This is a genomic window from Streptomyces rectiverticillatus (genome assembly GCF_013394065.1).
In the GTDB taxonomy this organism is placed as follows: domain Bacteria; phylum Actinomycetota; class Actinomycetes; order Streptomycetales; family Streptomycetaceae; genus Streptomyces; species Streptomyces rectiverticillatus.
Genome location: NZ_CP040752.1, coordinates 809670 through 825232, shown reverse-complemented (window position 1 = coordinate 825232; position 15563 = coordinate 809670). Strand labels below are relative to the sequence as shown.

The 15563-nt window shown below is 73.1% G+C and carries 12 protein-coding genes; 4 read left to right on the top strand and 8 right to left on the bottom strand.

All coding sequences use genetic code 11. The features are described from left to right. The first annotated feature begins 21 nt into the window (after window positions 1-21). From FGW37_RS03210 to FGW37_RS03195, 4 genes are all read left to right on the top strand, one after another. Complete coding sequence (locus tag FGW37_RS03210; RefSeq protein ID WP_179079656.1) at window positions 22-1503, top strand: MFS transporter; 1482 nt, start codon at window positions 22-24, stop codon at window positions 1501-1503. A 28-nt stretch (window positions 1504-1531) separates the two neighbouring features. Continuing rightward, window positions 1532-3385, top strand: coding sequence for an asparagine synthase (glutamine-hydrolyzing) (gene asnB / locus FGW37_RS03205; protein ID WP_179079655.1), 1854 nt, complete (start codon window positions 1532-1534; stop codon window positions 3383-3385). 155 nt (window positions 3386-3540) lie between these two features. Next, entirely contained in the window at window positions 3541-4203 is a 663-nt protein-coding gene (locus tag FGW37_RS03200) for a hypothetical protein (RefSeq protein ID WP_179079654.1), read from the top strand. Between the two features lie 72 nt (window positions 4204-4275). Continuing rightward, complete coding sequence (locus FGW37_RS03195) at window positions 4276-4857, top strand: DUF4291 domain-containing protein (protein ID WP_179079653.1); 582 nt, start codon at window positions 4276-4278, stop codon at window positions 4855-4857. Between the two features lie 69 nt (window positions 4858-4926). Here the strand turns inward: FGW37_RS03195 and FGW37_RS03190 are convergent, their stop codons facing one another. From FGW37_RS03190 to FGW37_RS03155, 8 genes are all read right to left on the bottom strand, one after another. Then, on the bottom strand, window positions 4927-5769 hold the full coding sequence (locus FGW37_RS03190) for a hypothetical protein (RefSeq protein WP_179079652.1): 843 nt from the start codon (window positions 5767-5769) through the stop codon (window positions 4927-4929). A gap of 171 nt (window positions 5770-5940) precedes the next feature. Beyond that, a complete protein-coding gene (gene secD, locus FGW37_RS03185) occupies window positions 5941-8307 on the bottom strand; it encodes a protein translocase subunit SecD (RefSeq protein WP_179079651.1) in 2367 nt (788 codons plus the stop codon). A gap of 151 nt (window positions 8308-8458) precedes the next feature. Next, entirely contained in the window at window positions 8459-8893 is a 435-nt protein-coding gene (locus FGW37_RS03180; protein ID WP_179079650.1) for a hypothetical protein, read from the bottom strand. Between the two features lie 116 nt (window positions 8894-9009). Beyond that, window positions 9010-9924, bottom strand: coding sequence for a LysR family transcriptional regulator (locus FGW37_RS03175; RefSeq protein ID WP_179079649.1), 915 nt, complete (start codon window positions 9922-9924; stop codon window positions 9010-9012). Between the two features lie 109 nt (window positions 9925-10033). Further along, a complete protein-coding gene (locus tag FGW37_RS03170; RefSeq protein ID WP_179079648.1) occupies window positions 10034-11233 on the bottom strand; it encodes a glycine C-acetyltransferase in 1200 nt (399 codons plus the stop codon). A gap of 78 nt (window positions 11234-11311) precedes the next feature. Further along, window positions 11312-12340, bottom strand: a complete 1029-nt coding sequence (gene tdh, locus FGW37_RS03165; protein ID WP_058041577.1) for an L-threonine 3-dehydrogenase — start codon at window positions 12338-12340, stop codon at window positions 11312-11314. Between the two features lie 135 nt (window positions 12341-12475). Then, complete coding sequence (locus FGW37_RS03160; RefSeq protein ID WP_246430241.1) at window positions 12476-13786, bottom strand: D-alanyl-D-alanine carboxypeptidase family protein; 1311 nt, start codon at window positions 13784-13786, stop codon at window positions 12476-12478. A gap of 79 nt (window positions 13787-13865) precedes the next feature. Next, complete coding sequence (locus tag FGW37_RS03155) at window positions 13866-15395, bottom strand: glycoside hydrolase family 47 protein (RefSeq protein WP_179079646.1); 1530 nt, start codon at window positions 15393-15395, stop codon at window positions 13866-13868. Window positions 15396-15563: the final 168 nt, after the last annotated feature.

Sequence of the window (15563 nt, the reverse complement as noted above, 5' to 3'; positions counted from 1 at the left end):
CGACCGGCGCCGAGGAGCCCCATGACCGACCAACTCGCCCCGCCCGCCGTGGCGGAGGCCTCGACCACACCGACCGTACGCACCGGACCTACCCTCCTCGTCCTGCTGTCCGCCATGTTCTTCGCCCAGTTCGACTTCTTCGTGGTGAACGTCGCCGCGCCGTCGCTGGAGAAGAGCATCCACGCGGGGCCCGCCGCCCTCGAACTCGTCGTCGGCGGCTACGCCTTCGCCTACGCGGCCGGCATGATCACCGGAGGCCGGCTGGGTGACAAGTACGGCTACCGGCGGCTGTTCGTCATCGGCACGATCGCCTTCGGCATCACCTCGCTGCTGTGCGGCATCGCCGTCAACCCCGAGCAGCTCATCGCCGCCCGGCTGGCCCAGGGCCTCGCCGGCGCGGTGATGGTCCCGCAGGTCCTCGCCGTGATCACGGCGGACTTCCCCGACGAGCGCAAGCCCAAGGCCATGGCCTGGTACGGCGCCGCCGCAGGTCTCGGCTCCATCGCCGGCCAGGTCCTCGGCGGCGCGCTGATCGCCGCGGACTTCGCCGGGCTCGGCTGGCGGAGCATCTTCCTCATCAACGTCCCGTTCTGCGCGGTGATCGCGGCCGCCGCCATGCGCGTCCTGCCCGCCCGGACCCACCGGCGGCGCATCGGGCTCGACCCCGTCGGGGCGTCCGGCGTCACCCTCGCCCTCGCCCTGCTGCTCGTGCCCCTGACCATGGGCCACACCTCGAACTGGCCGGTGTGGACCTGGGTCAGCATGGCCCTCGCGATCCCCGTCGCCGCGCTCACCCTGCGCTGGGAGCGCACCCTCGCGCGCCGCGGCGGCGACCCCGTGCTCGTCTTCCCGTTGTTCCGCAGCCCCTCCTTTAGGGGCGGCGTGATCGCGAGCGTCGCGTTCATGGTCTACTTCGGCAGCTTCATGTTCACGCTCACCCTGCTGCTGCAGTCCGGCATGGACCTCGGCCCGTTCCAGGCGGGCCTGGTGTTCTCCCCGATGGGCATCCTCTTCACCGCCACCTCGATGATCGGCGGCAGGCTCACCGGCCGCTGGGGCATGAGCGCCCTCGTCGTCAGCAGCGGCGTGATCGTCCTGGGCCTGGTGGCCCTGGCCGTACGGCTGTACGCGGCCGGCCCCGACACCGGCCTGCCGTGGATCGTGCTGTGCCTGTGCCTGATCGGCGCCGGCAACGGCGTCGTCCTGCCCGCCCTCTTCGGCGCCGCGCTGATGCGGGTCCGGGCCCAGGACGCGGGCATCGCCTCCGGCATCCTCACCACCACCCAGCAGTTCGCGAGCGCGGCCGGTGTCGCGGTCGTCGGCGCGGTGTTCTTCGCCGTCGCCGGCAAGCACGCCACCGCCGCGAGCTGGGCCGACGCCATGGCCTGGGCGACCGCGATCAGCGTGCTGATGGTCCTCGTCGTGATGTGGATGACGTGGACCTTCCGGCGCTTCACCGGCGGCGGGGAGAGGCCCGCCGAGGTCCCCGCCGCGCACGTCTGACCACCACACCGACAGGAGACAGCACGCCATGTGCGGAATAGCAGGATGGGTCTCGTACGACCCGGCACGCCCCGTCACCGCCGACACGGCGAACGCGATGACGCACACCATGGCGTGCCGCGGCCCGGACGCGCACGGCCTCTGGCTGGACGACCGGGCCGCCCTCGGCCACCGCCGCCTCGCCGTCATCGACCCCGACGGCGGCAAACAGCCCATGACCTTCGAACACGCCGGCCGGACGGTCGTCGCCCTCACCTACAGCGGCGAGGTGTTCAACTTCCGCGAGCTGCGGGCCGAGCTGGAGGGCCGCGGGCACGTCTTCCGTACGAGCAGCGACACCGAGGTCGTCCTGCACGCCTACCTCGAGTGGGGCGAGGACTGCACCGAGCGCCTCAACGGCATGTACGCCTTCGCCCTGTGGGACGCCCGGACCCAGGAGCTGCTGCTGGTCCGTGACCGCATGGGCATCAAGCCGCTGTACTACCACCCCACGCCCGACGGCGTCCTCTTCGGCTCCGAGCCCAAGGCCATCCTCGCCCACCCCGCCGTACGCCCCGCCGTCGACGCCGAAGGCCTCGCCGAGCTCGTCGCCTTCACGAAGACCCCCGGCCACGCCGTCTACAAGGGCATGTACGAGCTGCCCCCCGGCCACACCGCCCGCATCCGCCGCGGCGGCCTGACCCTGCGCCGCTACTGGGCCCTGGAGTCCCGCGAGCACACCGACGACCTCGACACGACGATCGCCCGCATCCGCGAGCTGCTGGAAGACATCATCGCCCGGCAGATGGTCGCCGACGTCCCCCTCGGCACCCTGCTCTCCGGCGGCCTGGACTCCAGCGTCATCACCGCCCTCGGCGCCCGGCAGCGCACGGCCGAGGGCGGCGCCCCCGTACAGTCCTTCGCCCTCGACTTCGCCCGCCACGCCGAGAACTTCACGGCCGACGACTGGCGCGGCACGCGCGACACCCCGTACGCCGAGGCCCTCGCCCGGCACGCCGGCTCCGACCACCGGGTCATCACCCTCCCGTCGTCCGCGCTGCTCGACACCGCCGCCCGCGAAGCCGTCATGCGCGCCCGCGACCTGCCCTTCGACCTCGGCGACGGCGACACCTCCCTCTACCTGCTGTTCAAGGCGGTCCGCGAGCAGTGCACGGTCGCGCTCTCGGGGGAGTCCGCCGACGAGGTCTTCGGCGGCTACCGCTGGTTCCACCACCCCCGCTCCGTGGCCGCCGACACCTTCCCCTGGCTCGCGCCGCCCTTCGGCACCGGCATCTCCGGCCCCGGCAGCGGCCCCGGCGAGGCCCTGCTGGACCGCGGCCTGCTCGAGAAGATCGACCTGCAGGGGTACCGGGCGGAGCGCTACCGCGAGGCACTCGCCGAAGTGCCCCGCCTGCCCGGCGAGAGCGGCCTGGAACGGCGCATGCGCGAGATCGGCTACCTGCACCTGACGCGCTTCGTCCAGTGGATGCTCGACCGCAAGGACCGCGCCAGCATGGCCGTCGGCCTGGAGGTCCGCGTCCCCTTCTGCGACCACCGCCTCGTCGAGTACGTCTTCAACACCCCCTGGGCCATGAAGACCTTCGACGGCCGGGAGAAGTCCCTGCTGCGTGCCGCCACCCGCGACCTCCTGCCGGACGTCGTCGCCGACCGCGTCAAGGCCCCGTACCCCACCACGCGCGACCCGTACTACCTCGACGGCCTGCGCAGCGCGCTGAAGCGGGCCACCGAGGGCCCGGACTCGCTCGTCCGCCCGCTCCTCGACGGCCCCTCGCTGGCCGCGGCCACCGCCGACGACCCCCGGCCGGGCTACCGCACCGGCAGCGAACTGGTCCTGGCCCTGGACTTCTGGCTGCGGACGCACGACGTGTCGCTGGAGTTCTGAGCACGGGGGACGGAGGGCCGCCCCGCCCCCCGTCTCCCACCCCCCGTCTCCCAAGTCGGCCAGTTGTCGACTGCCGGGCGCCACGCACAGCCACGACACTGCCAGGTGATTCCCGCGGCCGAGTACGGAGTACGTCGAGCACAGGGAGGCACCTGATGATCCATCTGACCGAGACCCTGGCCCTGCAGAGCGTCGAGGAGTTCCTGACGCCGGCGGAGCTCGGACAACTGGTCAAGATCATGGACAGCGAGATCGCGGCGACCGGATGGAAGCCGCGCCGCCAGGCCGAACTCCTCCGGGCCCCAGGGCTGGCCCAGGAGATCCTGCGCGCCGCCACGGCCCGCGCCCTGCACGTCCTGCAGCGGGCCCTGCCCTCGGTGGCCGCCGACGCCCGCTGGGACTACACCGAACTGACGGCCGGCCAGCACATTCCGGCCCACATCGACGGGATCCCCGACCCGGCCGTCGCGCCCCGGCGCATCGGACGCATCGGCGTGGTCCTCGAAGACGCCGACGCGGGCGGAGAGTTCTACATCGAGACCACGGCCGCCCCGGCCGTCTGGACGGGGGACGTCGTGGGCGAGGCCGAGGGCTACGCCCCCGGCACCCCCCTGACGCACCGGATGCCGCACCTGGGCGGCCACGAGGCCGTCCCCGCCTGGCTCCGCGGCATCGACGCCACCCGCTGGGTCACCCCCACCCGCCCCGGCACCGCACTCGCCTACGGCGCACAGGTCCTCCACGGCGTACAACCGGTCCGCGCCGGAAAACTGCGCAAGTTCGTCACCGACCTGCTGGACACCCCGGCACGCAGGTAGCCGCGACAGCCGCACCCCGTACCGCGCGTAAATCGCTTGGCCAGGTCACCGGCGTCCGCACAGACTTGCCCCATGCAGGAGCCCTACCGCCGGATCCGGGCGGCGCACACCGACAGCACCATCACCGTCTACCAGGCCTACGCACCCCGCCTCGGCCTGCCGGCCGCCCGGGACGGCCGGTTCCCGGCCGCGTGGAAGCGGGACCGGATGACGTGGATAAAGCCCTCCTTTCTCTGGATGATGTACCGCTGCGGCTGGGCCACCAAGGCCGACCAGGAGTGCGTCCTCGCGATCGAGATCGACCGGGTCGGCTTCGACTGGGCCCTGGCCAACGCCTGTCTGTCCCACTACGACCGGGACGTCCACGCCGACCGCGCCGCCTGGCAGCGCGAGCTGAAGGCCGCACCGGCCAGGGTGCAGTGGGACCCCGAGCGCGACCTGCACCTGAAGGCCCTGCCTCACCGGTCGCTCCAGCTGGGGCTCGCGGGCGAGGCGGCGCGTCGTTACGCCGATGAGTGGACCGTGTCCATCACGGACGTCACGCCCCTGGCCCGTGAGGTCCACCGGCTGGTCGGCGCCGGGGACCTCGACGAGGCGCGGCGCAGGCTGCCGGAGGAGCGGCCGTACGAGCCGGCCGGCGGCTCGTGCTCGTAGCGGGTTCATGGCCGGAATTCGCTCGTCGCTTCGCCATGAACCCGCCGATGCGCGCGTTCGTGTCCCGGGTCAGTCCGCCGGCAGCAGCTCCGTGAGCGGCAGGGCTGCCGCGTCCTGCGGGGGCCGCGAGAGGTAGAGCGTCGTGTGGAAGTACCCCTCGGTCTCCTTGCCCCGGGGGTCCTCGCCCGCGGCCTCGACGGCCTCGACGGCGTACCGCTGCTCCTCCGGCCCGCTGAAATGGCGCTGCGGGAACGTGCGGGCGGTGTACTTCTCCGTGCTCAGGCCGTGGGCGGCCAGGGCGTCGGCGATCGGCTCGTACGAGGCGGTCCGGAGCACGAACGAGGCCACCCAGGGCGGCGTGTCCGTGCCCGCGGTGAGGGCCTTGAGCGTCCTGGCGGACAGGAATGTGGTCCCGCCGGTGACGGTGATGAGCCGGGCCCGCCGCGTCTGCCGCAGCAGCTCTCCGCTGGGCTCGGCGGTCTCCAGGTTCTCGGCGAACCCCTCGTCGAGCAGCCCGGCGGCCTGCGCGTAGGACACGGCCTGCGCGGCCACGTCGATGCCGACCACGCGGGCGGCTCCCGGCCGCCGGCGTGCCGCGAAGTACGCCCGGTCGTCCTCGATGAGCTCGGCCGTGGTGAGCGGCGCGACCTGCGGCGAGGTGTAGCGGGTGTAGAGCTCGTCCAAGGTGACGTCGTGGTTGAGGAGTGCCGCGTTGATGCCGTAGGAGCAGCAGATGTCCACGACGGTCGGCGGCTCGTCGCCGGGTGGGCCCCCGAGCGTCTCGGCCATACGCCGGAAGACGCTCTGGGCATGGTGCGGTGTCTGGTACTCCAGAGGTCCCAGCACCGTGAAGTACGCCCGGGGGTCGGGCTGGTCGTAGATCTTGTCGAACGAGGTCATCCCGGAGGTCATCGCACAATTCCTCTCGCCCCTGGGGGCCGGCCGGACCGGCCCCGCTACAGGTAGAGCCTCCGGGGCCGAAAAGGGAACAGGGCAGGGGCTGAATTCGGCCATTTTCGGCGTATGTGCTGTCCCGTACTCTTCGACGCTACCCCGCCCCGTCCGGATCGTCCGCGGACCTGGTCAGACCACCGCGCCCGAGTCCCTCGGGTCCTTGCGTGGTGCGGGGGACGCGGGTGGTGCGGCGGCGGGCCGGTGTTCTTCGAGGATCACGGCGATCGGTGCGGCCGTCAGGACGGTCGAGCCGATGCCGAACAGCACCCCGGCGAGCAGCGCCAGGGAGAAGTCGGCGAGCGAGTCGCCTCCCAGCACCGCGAGCGCGGCGAGGACGAAGAGGACGCCCATGCCCGTGTTCACCGTGCGCGGCACGGTGTGCAGGATCGCGCTGTCGACGGCGGACGCCAGAGGCGTCCGCCCCTCGCCCGCCCCCGGGCCTCCGGCCCGTCCAGGGCGCCGCGTCTCGCGGATGCGGTCGAAGACGACCACCGTGTCGTTGACGGAGTAGCCGACCACCGTGAGCAGCGCCGCGAGGAAGACGCTGTCGGCCGGCCGGCCCAGCCAGGCGAAGAGCCCGGCCACCAGCAGCACGTCCTGGACCATCGCCGCCACCGCCGCCGTCGCGAAGGTCCAGCGGAAGCGCACGCTGAGGTAGACGAGCTGGGCCGCCACCGCGACGCCCAGGGCGATCAGCGCCTTGTCGCGCAGCTCGCTGCCCAGGCTCGGCCCGATCCGCTCGTCGCGCTCGACGGTGACGGCCCCGCCGTGGGCTTCCAGGGCCGACTGGATGCGCTGCCGGCCGCCGTCGTCCATGGCGCCGGTGCGCACGACGACGTCACCGTTGCCCGACTTCTGTACGACGGCCCGCGGGAATCCGGCGTCACCGACCGCGGCGCGCGCCTTCTCCACGTCCACGGGGCGGCTCGTGCCGTACTCGACCAGACGGCCCCCGGTGAACTCGACGCCGAGCTGCAGCCCGCGCGCCCCGAGACCCGCGACGGCGAGGGCCAGCAGCGCGGCGCTGACGCCCAGCCAGATGCGGCGGTAGTGCATCAGACGGGGGCCGCGGCGGGCGAGGAAGGCCCGCATCCGGCCCGTCGAGGCGACTCCGGCCAGGCGCGGCCGGCGCCGGACGCAGTCGTGCCGCAGCGCCCAGTCCGCGAGCACCCGGGTGATGACGAGGGCGGAGATCATGGAGGCCGCGACGCCCACGGACAGGGTGACGCCGAAGCCCTTGACCGGGCCCGTGGCGAAGAAGAAGAGCAGGCCGGCGGCGAGGAGGGTCGTCACGTTCGAGTCGACGACGGCGCTCCAGGCCTTGCCGAAGCCCTTCCGCAGCGGGCCGCACAGATCCTGCGGGCCGCTGCGGCGGGCGGCTGCGACCCGGGTCCGTTCGTACTCCTCCCGGGTCCGTTCGAAGACGAGGACGTTCGCGTCGACGGCCATGCCCACGGCCAGCACGAACCCGGCCAGCCCGGGAAGGGTGAGCGTGGCCCCGAGCGCGACCAGCGCGGCGTACGAGATCAGCCCGTACAGCGCGAGCGCCACCGTGGCCAGGACGCCGAGCAGCCGGTAGACGGCGATGACGAACAGCGCCGTGCAGACGAGGCCGATGACCGCCGCGCCCGCGCTCGCCCGGATCGCCTCGGCGCCCAGCGTCGGGCCGACGGTGCGCTGTTCGACGACCTCGACCGGGACGGGCAGGGCCCCGCCCTTGACGAGCGCCGCCAGATCGCGGGCCGCGGCGTCGTCGAACCCGCCGGTGATCTGGGCGCTGCCGCCCTGGATCCCGGTCCGGCACGGCACGCTGCGCTGCATGGCCGGTGCCGAGACGACGCGGTCGTCGAGGACGATCGCGACCCGGCGGGAGGTCTCGCCCGGCGCGGCGCACGCGGCCTCGCCCGTGACGCGCGCCCAGCTCTTCTCGCCGCCGCCCCGGAAGGAGAGGGCGACGGTCCAGCCGCTGCCGGTCTGCGCGTCGAGGACGGCCCGGGCGTCCTTGACGTCCTTGCCGGTGAGGGCTGCCGGGCCCAGGCGCAGGGAGTGGCCGGGGGCGTCGGGGTCGGGGAGGGTCCGTGCGCCGGCGGCGCCGTCCGCGGCCGCCGGGGGACGGTCGCCGTCCGGCGCGGTGCCGAGTACGGGGTGGAAGGTGAGCTGGGCGGTGCGGCCGATGACGTCGACGGCCTTCCGGGGGTCCTGGACGCCGGGCAGTTCGACGACGATGCGGCGCTCGCCGGAGCGTGCGAGCGACGGCTCGGCCACGCCGAGCGCGTCGACCCGCTGCCGCAGGACCTCCAGCGCCCGGTCGGTGGCGGCGGCGTCCGCCCGGGACGTGGGCGAGTCCCGCGTCTCCAGCACGATCTGGGTGCCGCCGCGCAGGTCGAGGCCGAGCCGGGCGGGGGTGGTCAGGGCGAAGAACAGGGAGGCCGCGACGACGGCGAGGGCGACGAGCGCGCGCCACAGCGGGGCACGGCGCGAGGGCCGGGGTGACATGGTTTCTCCACTTCACGGCAGACGGAGGTGGAGCGTCGGCAGCCGGAGGCCCGGCCTCGCAGGACGGATTGACGAAACGCCGGAAATGACGCCTTGTCAGATGCCGCTGCGGGCACGCGAGAAGGGCAGGGCGGGGCCGACGCTCAGGGCGTCAGATGCTCCGTGTGGAGGGAGGGCCGCGGGTGCGGCGCGAGGAGGGGGCCGCCGCGGGCGGGGCACGCTCCTGCCGGGGCCCGGCGGCCTCGCCGGTCGGCAGCGGGACGGCGAGCGGCCCGGTCACCGGGCCGGGCACCGCTCCGGGCAGCCCGGGCAGACGGGTGTGCTGCACGGCTGCGGAGACGTGGAGGCCCTGGGCGCGGGTGCCGTCCGCCGCGGGCGGGGAGTCCGGCGCGCTGAGCGCGGGACGGGCCGGGTCGGCGGAGCCGGTGACCGAGGTGACGGAGGTGACCGAGGCGAGCGAGCCGACCGGTGGGGCGACGGCCGGGGCACCGACGGCGGGCCCCGTACCGCAGACCACGCTGAGCAGGAGGACGAGCAGGGACCACAGGGCGACCGGCACCGGAGTGCGCCGTGCGTGCTGCTCCACACCGCCTCCGTCCGTTCGGTTCCGTGCCCGGTATCGCCGTCAGCGCGCGCCGGGGCGCGCAGGCTCCACCCTAGCCCGCGAGGCCGGGGCGGCCACCACCCGTCACGGCGACGGCCTCAGCCGGTCGACAGCGAGCCCGCCACCTCCGTCAGCGCATCGAGGACCGGCCGGATGAGCGGGTGGTCCTCGGCGCCGCGGCGGACCGCCGCGAACACGCGCCGGGTCGCGGCCAGGCCCTCGACGGGGCGGACGACGGTGTCCTTCAGCTCCATGCCGCGCAGCGCCGAGCGCGGTACGAGGGCCACCCCGGCTCCGGCCCCGGCCAGGGCCACCACGGCGCGGAAGTCGTCCGAGGAGTGCACCAGGCGGGGCTGGAAGCCGGCCAGTTCGCAGGCCAGCACCACCACGTCGTGGCAGGGGTTGCCCGGGTAGGGCCCGATCCAGTCGCTGTCGGCCAGCTCGTCCAGGCACACGTGGGAGCTGCCGGCCAGCGGGTGCGCGGCGTGCAGGACGGCGTCGAAGGGCTCGGCGTAGAGCGGCACCCGGACGAGCCGCAGGTCGTCCTCCCGCGGGGCGCCCCGGTACTCGACGGCGAGGGCCACATCGGCCTCCCCGTCCAGCACCATCGGCAGGCTCGCGTCGCCCTCGGCGTCGCGCACCCGGAGCCGGATGCCGGGATGGCGGACGGCGAGGAGCCCGATGACCGGGGCCAGCACCTCCGCGATGCCCGTGGCGAACGCCGCGACGGTCAGCTCGCCGGCGGTGCCGCCCGCGTACGCGGCGAGCTCCGCCTCGGCCCGCTCCAGCTGGGCGACGACCTCGTGGGCGTGGGTCAGCAGGATCTCGCCGGCCGCGGTGAGGCGGACGCCGCGGCCGCTGCGGGTCAGCAGGACGTGGCCGGTCTCCTGTTCCAGCGCCGCGAGCTGCTGGGAGACGGCCGAGGGGGTCAGGTACAGCGCGGCGGCCGCGGCGGTCACCGTACGGTGGTCCGCCACGGCCCGCAGGACGCGCAGCCGCCGGGGGTCGATCACCCCGTCATTTTGCCAGGAACGGGCGGCGGCCCCGGCAGGGCCGCGAGCAGCGACCTCCGCGGGGCCCCGCCCGACGCCCCGGCAGGCCCCGGCAGCGCCCCGGCGGTGCTCAGCCCCGCAGTGTGTTGCGCGCGTCGACGAACGCCGCGACGGCCCGCTCCACGTCGGCGGTGGAGTGCGCCGCGGACAGCTGCACGCGGATCCGGGCGGCACCCATCGGGACCACCGGGTAGGAGAAGCCGATCACGTAGACGCCGCGCTCCAGCAGCAGCTCCGCCATCCGGCCGGCCTCCGCCGCGTCACCGATCATGACGGGGGCGATGGCGTGGTCGCCGGGCAGGATCTCGAAGCCCGCCTCGGTCATCTTCGTGCGGAACAGCGCGGTGTTGGCCTTCAGCTGCTCCCGCAGGTCGCCCGCGGACTCCAGCAGGTCGAGGACCTTCAGGGAGGCGGCGGCGATGACCGGCGCGAGGGAGTTGGAGAAGAGGTACGGGCGCGAGCGCTGGCGCAGCAGGGCGACGATCTCGGCGCGGGCGGCGACGTAGCCGCCGGAGGCGCCGCCGAGGGCCTTGCCGAGGGTGCCGGTGATGATGTCGACCCGGTCCATGACGCCGTGCAGCTCGGGGGTGCCGCGGCCCTCGGGGCCGACGAAGCCGACCGCGTGGGAGTCGTCGACCATCACCATCGCGTCGTAGCGGTCGGCCAGGTCGCAGATCTCGCGCAGCGGCGCGACGTAGCCGTCCATGGAGAAGACGCCGTCGGTGACGATCAGCTTGCGGCGCGCGCCGCCCTCGACGGCCGCCTGGAGCTGCTTCTCGAGGTCGGCCAGGTCGCGGTTGGCGTAGCGGAAGCGGCGGGCCTTGGACAGGCGGATGCCGTCGATGATGCTCGCGTGGTTGAGGGCGTCGGAGATGACCGCGTCCTCGGCGCCGAGCAGGGTCTCGAACACGCCGCCGTTGGCGTCGAAGCAGGACGAGTAGAGGATCGTGTCCTCCTGGCCGAGGAACGCGGACAGCCGGCCCTCCAGCTCCTTGTGGACATCCTGCGTGCCGCAGATGAAGCGCACCGAGGCCATGCCGTAGCCCCAGCGGTCGAGGGCGTCCTTGGCGGCGGTGACGACCTCGGGGTGGTCGGCGAGGCCGAGGTAGTTGTTGGCGCAGAAGTTGAGGACGTCGCCGGGGGCGCCGCCCGCCGTGACGTGGACGGAGGCGCTCTGCGGGGTGCCGATCACGCGCTCGGGCTTGAAGAGACCGGCCTCGCGGATCTCGTCGAGGGTGGCGCGGAGGTCGTCGCGGACGGACGCGTACATGCGGGGGACTCCTTACGGAAGGAAAGGGGGGCTACCTGGCCTGGGCGGGGCCGCCCGGCGGGAGGGCGGCCGGGCGGGTCAGGCGGTCCAGTCGAGGATGATCTTGCCGCTGCGGGCGGTGGCGGCCTCGTCGAAGGCCGCGTCGAAGTCCTTGTACGAGTACCGTCCGGTGATCACCGGGCTGAGGTCGAGGCCGCCCTCGAGCAGCACCGTCATCGCGTACCAGGTCTCGTACATCTCCCGGCCGTAGATGCCCTTGACGGTGATCATCGAGGTGACGATCTTCGCCCAGTCGACGGGGAACTCCTGGGCGGGCAGGCCCAGCATGGCGATCTTTCCGCCGTGCGTCATGTTGGCGATCATGTCGCGCATGGCCTCGGGCCGGCCGGACATCTCCAGGCCGACGTCGAAGCCCTCGCGCAGGCCCAGCAGACGCTGCGCGTCCGCGATACCGGCGTCGGAGACGTTGAGGGCCAAGGTCGCGCCCGCCTTGCGGGCGATCTCCAGGCGCGGCTCGCTGACGTCGGTGATGACGACGTTGCGGGCGCCGGCGTGCTTGGCGACGGCCACGGCCATGATGCCGATCGGGCCCGCGCCCGTGATCAGCACGTCCTCGCCGACCAGCGGGAAGGAGAGCGCGGTGTGCACGGCGTTGCCGAACGGGTCGAAGATCGCGGCGACGTCGAGGTCGACCTTCGTGCGGTGCACCCAGACGTTGGAGGCGGGCATCACGACGTACTCGGCGAACGCGCCGTCGCGGCCGACGCCGAGGCCGACCGTGCTGCGGCACAGGTGGCGGCGGCCGGCCAGGCAGTTGCGGCACTTGCCGCAGACGAGGTGGCCCTCGCCGCTGACCAGGTCGCCGGCCGTGATGTCCTGCACGTCCGCACCCACGGCGGCGACCTCGCCGACGAACTCGTGGCCGAGCACGAGCGGGGTCTTCACCGCGCCCTGGGCCCAGCCGTCCCAGGAGCGGATGTGCAGGTCGGTGCCGCAGATGCCGGTGCGCAGCACCTTGATCATGACGTCGTCGGGGCCGTACTCCGGCTCCGGGACGTCCATGAGCCACAGCCCGGGCTCGGCCTTGTGCTTGACGAGTGCCTTCATGGCTGCGGCTCCAGGCGTCGTGAGGTGATGCGTGATTCTTTTGCGCGCACCAATGTGCCCAGTGGTGACCGTGAAGTCCATCGAGGTTTTCTTAAGCCGGGCAACAGCAGAACTTCACGCGGGCCTCGGCAGGCCTCACCCGAGGCGGGTCAGCTTGGCCCCCGAGCCCGGCGCCGCCATGTCCTTCCGGAGCGCGACGGGCACCTGCGCCCGGCCCGGCCCGCTCCCGACGGCCAGCGTGCCGACCTCCGTACCGGCCCGGGCCGCGTGCGGGATGCCCTTGGCGCCGGCGGCGAGCTCGCGCTTCGCCTCCAGCCCGCCCCAGCCGACGGCGCGCAGGTCCGCCGTGGCGACGACCGGCGTCCGGCCGCCGAGGCCGTCATCCACGTACCCCACGACGTCACCCTTGCGGACCACCGTGGCGGGGACGAGGGCGTCCTGCACCGCCTTGATCATCTTGTAGCTGCGCTCCTTGACGACCTTCAGGTGGGCGTTGGCGTCGTCGCTGCCCGCCTGCCGCTGGGCCATGGTCGCGCCGACGATCAGGCGCTCCTCGCCCTCGATCGTCCGCTTCGCCGCCCACATCAGCGTTCCGCCCGCCGGACGGCTCGACCCGGTCTTGATGCCGAGCCCGCCGGGGTTGGTGACGAGCAGGTCGTCGTTGTTGTTGTAGATCCGCCCGGGCAGGCCGGGGACGTCGGCGTTCGGCATCTTGACGATCTTCCGCAGGACGTCGTTCTTCATGACCTCCTCGGCCAGCTTGACCTGGTCCGCGGCGGTGCTCACAGTCGACGCGTCCAGCCCGCTCGGGTCGGTGTACGTCGTGTCGTCCATGCCGAGCTCCCGGGCCGCCTCGTTCATCTTCTTCACGAAGGCGTCCTCCGACCCGGCGTCCCAGCGGGCCAGCTGCCGCGCGATGTTGTTGCCGGAGGGGATCAGCAGCATCTGCAGCATCTGGAACCGGGTGTAGGTCTGCCCCTCCGAGACCTCCACGCGCGACTCCTCCTGGGCACCCGCCTCCTTGGCGGCCGTGGCGTCGATCGTGATCGGCTCGCCCTCCTCCCCGCTCTTGAGCGGGTGCTCCTTGAGGATCACGTACGCGGTCATGACCTTGGCGACGCTCGCGGTCGGCACGGGCTTCTGCTCGCCGTGCGTGCCGAGGCTGCCGACGCCCACGACCCTGGCCGCGGCCTGGCCCTCCTCCGGCCACGGCATGGAGAACGCCTCACCGGTGAAGGTGTACGGGTCCCCGGCGACCGTGAACCGCGGGTCCGGCAGCGGCCGGATCAGCTGGACGACGCCGAGGAGGACGGCGAGCAGCAGGACGAGCGGCCCCCAGATCTTCAGCCGCCGCGCCACGGTGCGGGCCGCAGGCGCCGGCCGCTCCGTCGTCTCCTCCTCCGGCTCCTTCTTCGGCTCCGCCATGCCGGGGGACTCGCCTGCCACCGATGCCTCCTCCAGATCGTCACCACTCGCCATCGAACCGATGTGCTAGACGAGTGCGACATACCTGGGGGTTCCATCATCAATATGCTGATCTGGTGAGCATGCGGTCCGCCCCCTCCGCCTTCCGGAAGCCGTCGAGGACCTTGCCCTCCGTGCTGAGCCAGCCGCGCTCGTAGTCGAACCGCGGGGTGCCGGAGAAGGTCAGGTAGAGCCACTTGAAGTTCTCGGCGAAGAAGTAGGCGGGGCAGTGGTCGCCCTTGGTCTTGGGCTGCCGGGTGACGTCGGTGATCACCGTGTAGCCGCCCGGCACGCGGTGGTGCTTGCGGAGGTTGCGGAAGTACTGCCAGGCCGTCGTCCGGTAGTACGGGTCCCCGGTCTGCCACCACAGCTGGAAGGCGCAGTTGGCGTACTCGGGCCGCAGGTCGTTGCGGCGGCTGCGGGCCTGCAGGCGGGCGTAGTCGATCTCCTCGGGGATGACCTCGTACTTGTCCAGGACGGCCGTCCAGGAGCGGTAGTAGTCCGCCGCGAGGTCGTTGTCCCCGCCGACCGGCAGGACGGCGACGGCCAGCGCGGACTGGCGCCGGCTGATCAGCTTCCCCGTGCGGAAGTCGACGTGTTTGAACCAGAGCCTGCCGTCGACGCGCTCCGCCTGGTGCTTGCGCATCGCGGCGGTGAACATCTTGAACCAGTCCCGGCAGTCCTCGTCGTGGAACATCAGCCAGGCGCCCCACAGGTACTCGTAGAACGAGTCCGCCGGGGGATTCACGGCGACGCTGTCGCGGTCCGCCCACCGGCCGGTCTCGACGTTCAGCCGGGTGGCCAGCAGGTCGAGCGACGAGCGCCGCTCGACGACCGCGCGCAGCGCCCGCTCGGCGGCCCGCCGGTACCGCAGGTCGCCGGTGATCCGGGAGAGGACGCCGAACTCGAGGATGTTGGTGCCGATCTCGGCCACGGGCAGCGTGGTTCCGGAAACGCGCCCCGTCCGCAGGTTCACGTACCGGTACGGCATGCCGGTCGGTGACGAGGTGAAGGCGGGCAGCAGCCGGTCGGCCAGGTCGGTGCAGCGGTTGAGCAGGACCTTCTCGCCGGTGGCGAGGTAGCCCGAAAGGAGGCCCCCCACCAGCCGGATGGTGCACTCGAAGACCTGGAAGTTCGCGTCGACGTCGAAGTCCAGGTGGTTGCCGATCCAGTCGACGCAGCGCTCGACCTCGGTGTCGAGCTCCATCAGGTAGTGGGTGTCGAGCGCCTCGATGATCGACAGGCCCACCGGGTGGTTCCTGGCGAAGAAGTCGTGGTAGCGGCCCGACACCGGGAGGACCTCGTCGTGTCCCCAGGCGAACCGCTTGTAGCCGTCCCACGCATGGACGAACTCCGCCCGGATCTCCCGGGCCTTCTCGCGGTCCGCACGGAACTTCCCGCGCCGCCCGGGCACGGCCGGGGCGGCGTGCGCGGCCCCGGCCCCGGACGGTGCGGCGGCCCCGGCTCGCGTCTGCGCCGCGGCGCGCCCGGCCCCGCCGAGCGTGCCGCTCACGGCGAGACCGCCGGTGGCCGCGAGCCCGGAGAGCAGGCGCCGCCGGGTCGCGGGCGCGGGGAGCGAGTCGTACGTCATGACGGGCAGGACCTCCTGGCCACCGGTTCCGCCCCCCGACACTGATCGCAGTATGCGTCGGGCGGGCCGCTCCGGGCGGCAGGCGCGGCGGGCGGATGGTCATACCACCGTTCGGCCGGATGGCGAGAACCGGACGGCCCCGGAACCGGCCGCTGCCATGCTGATCGC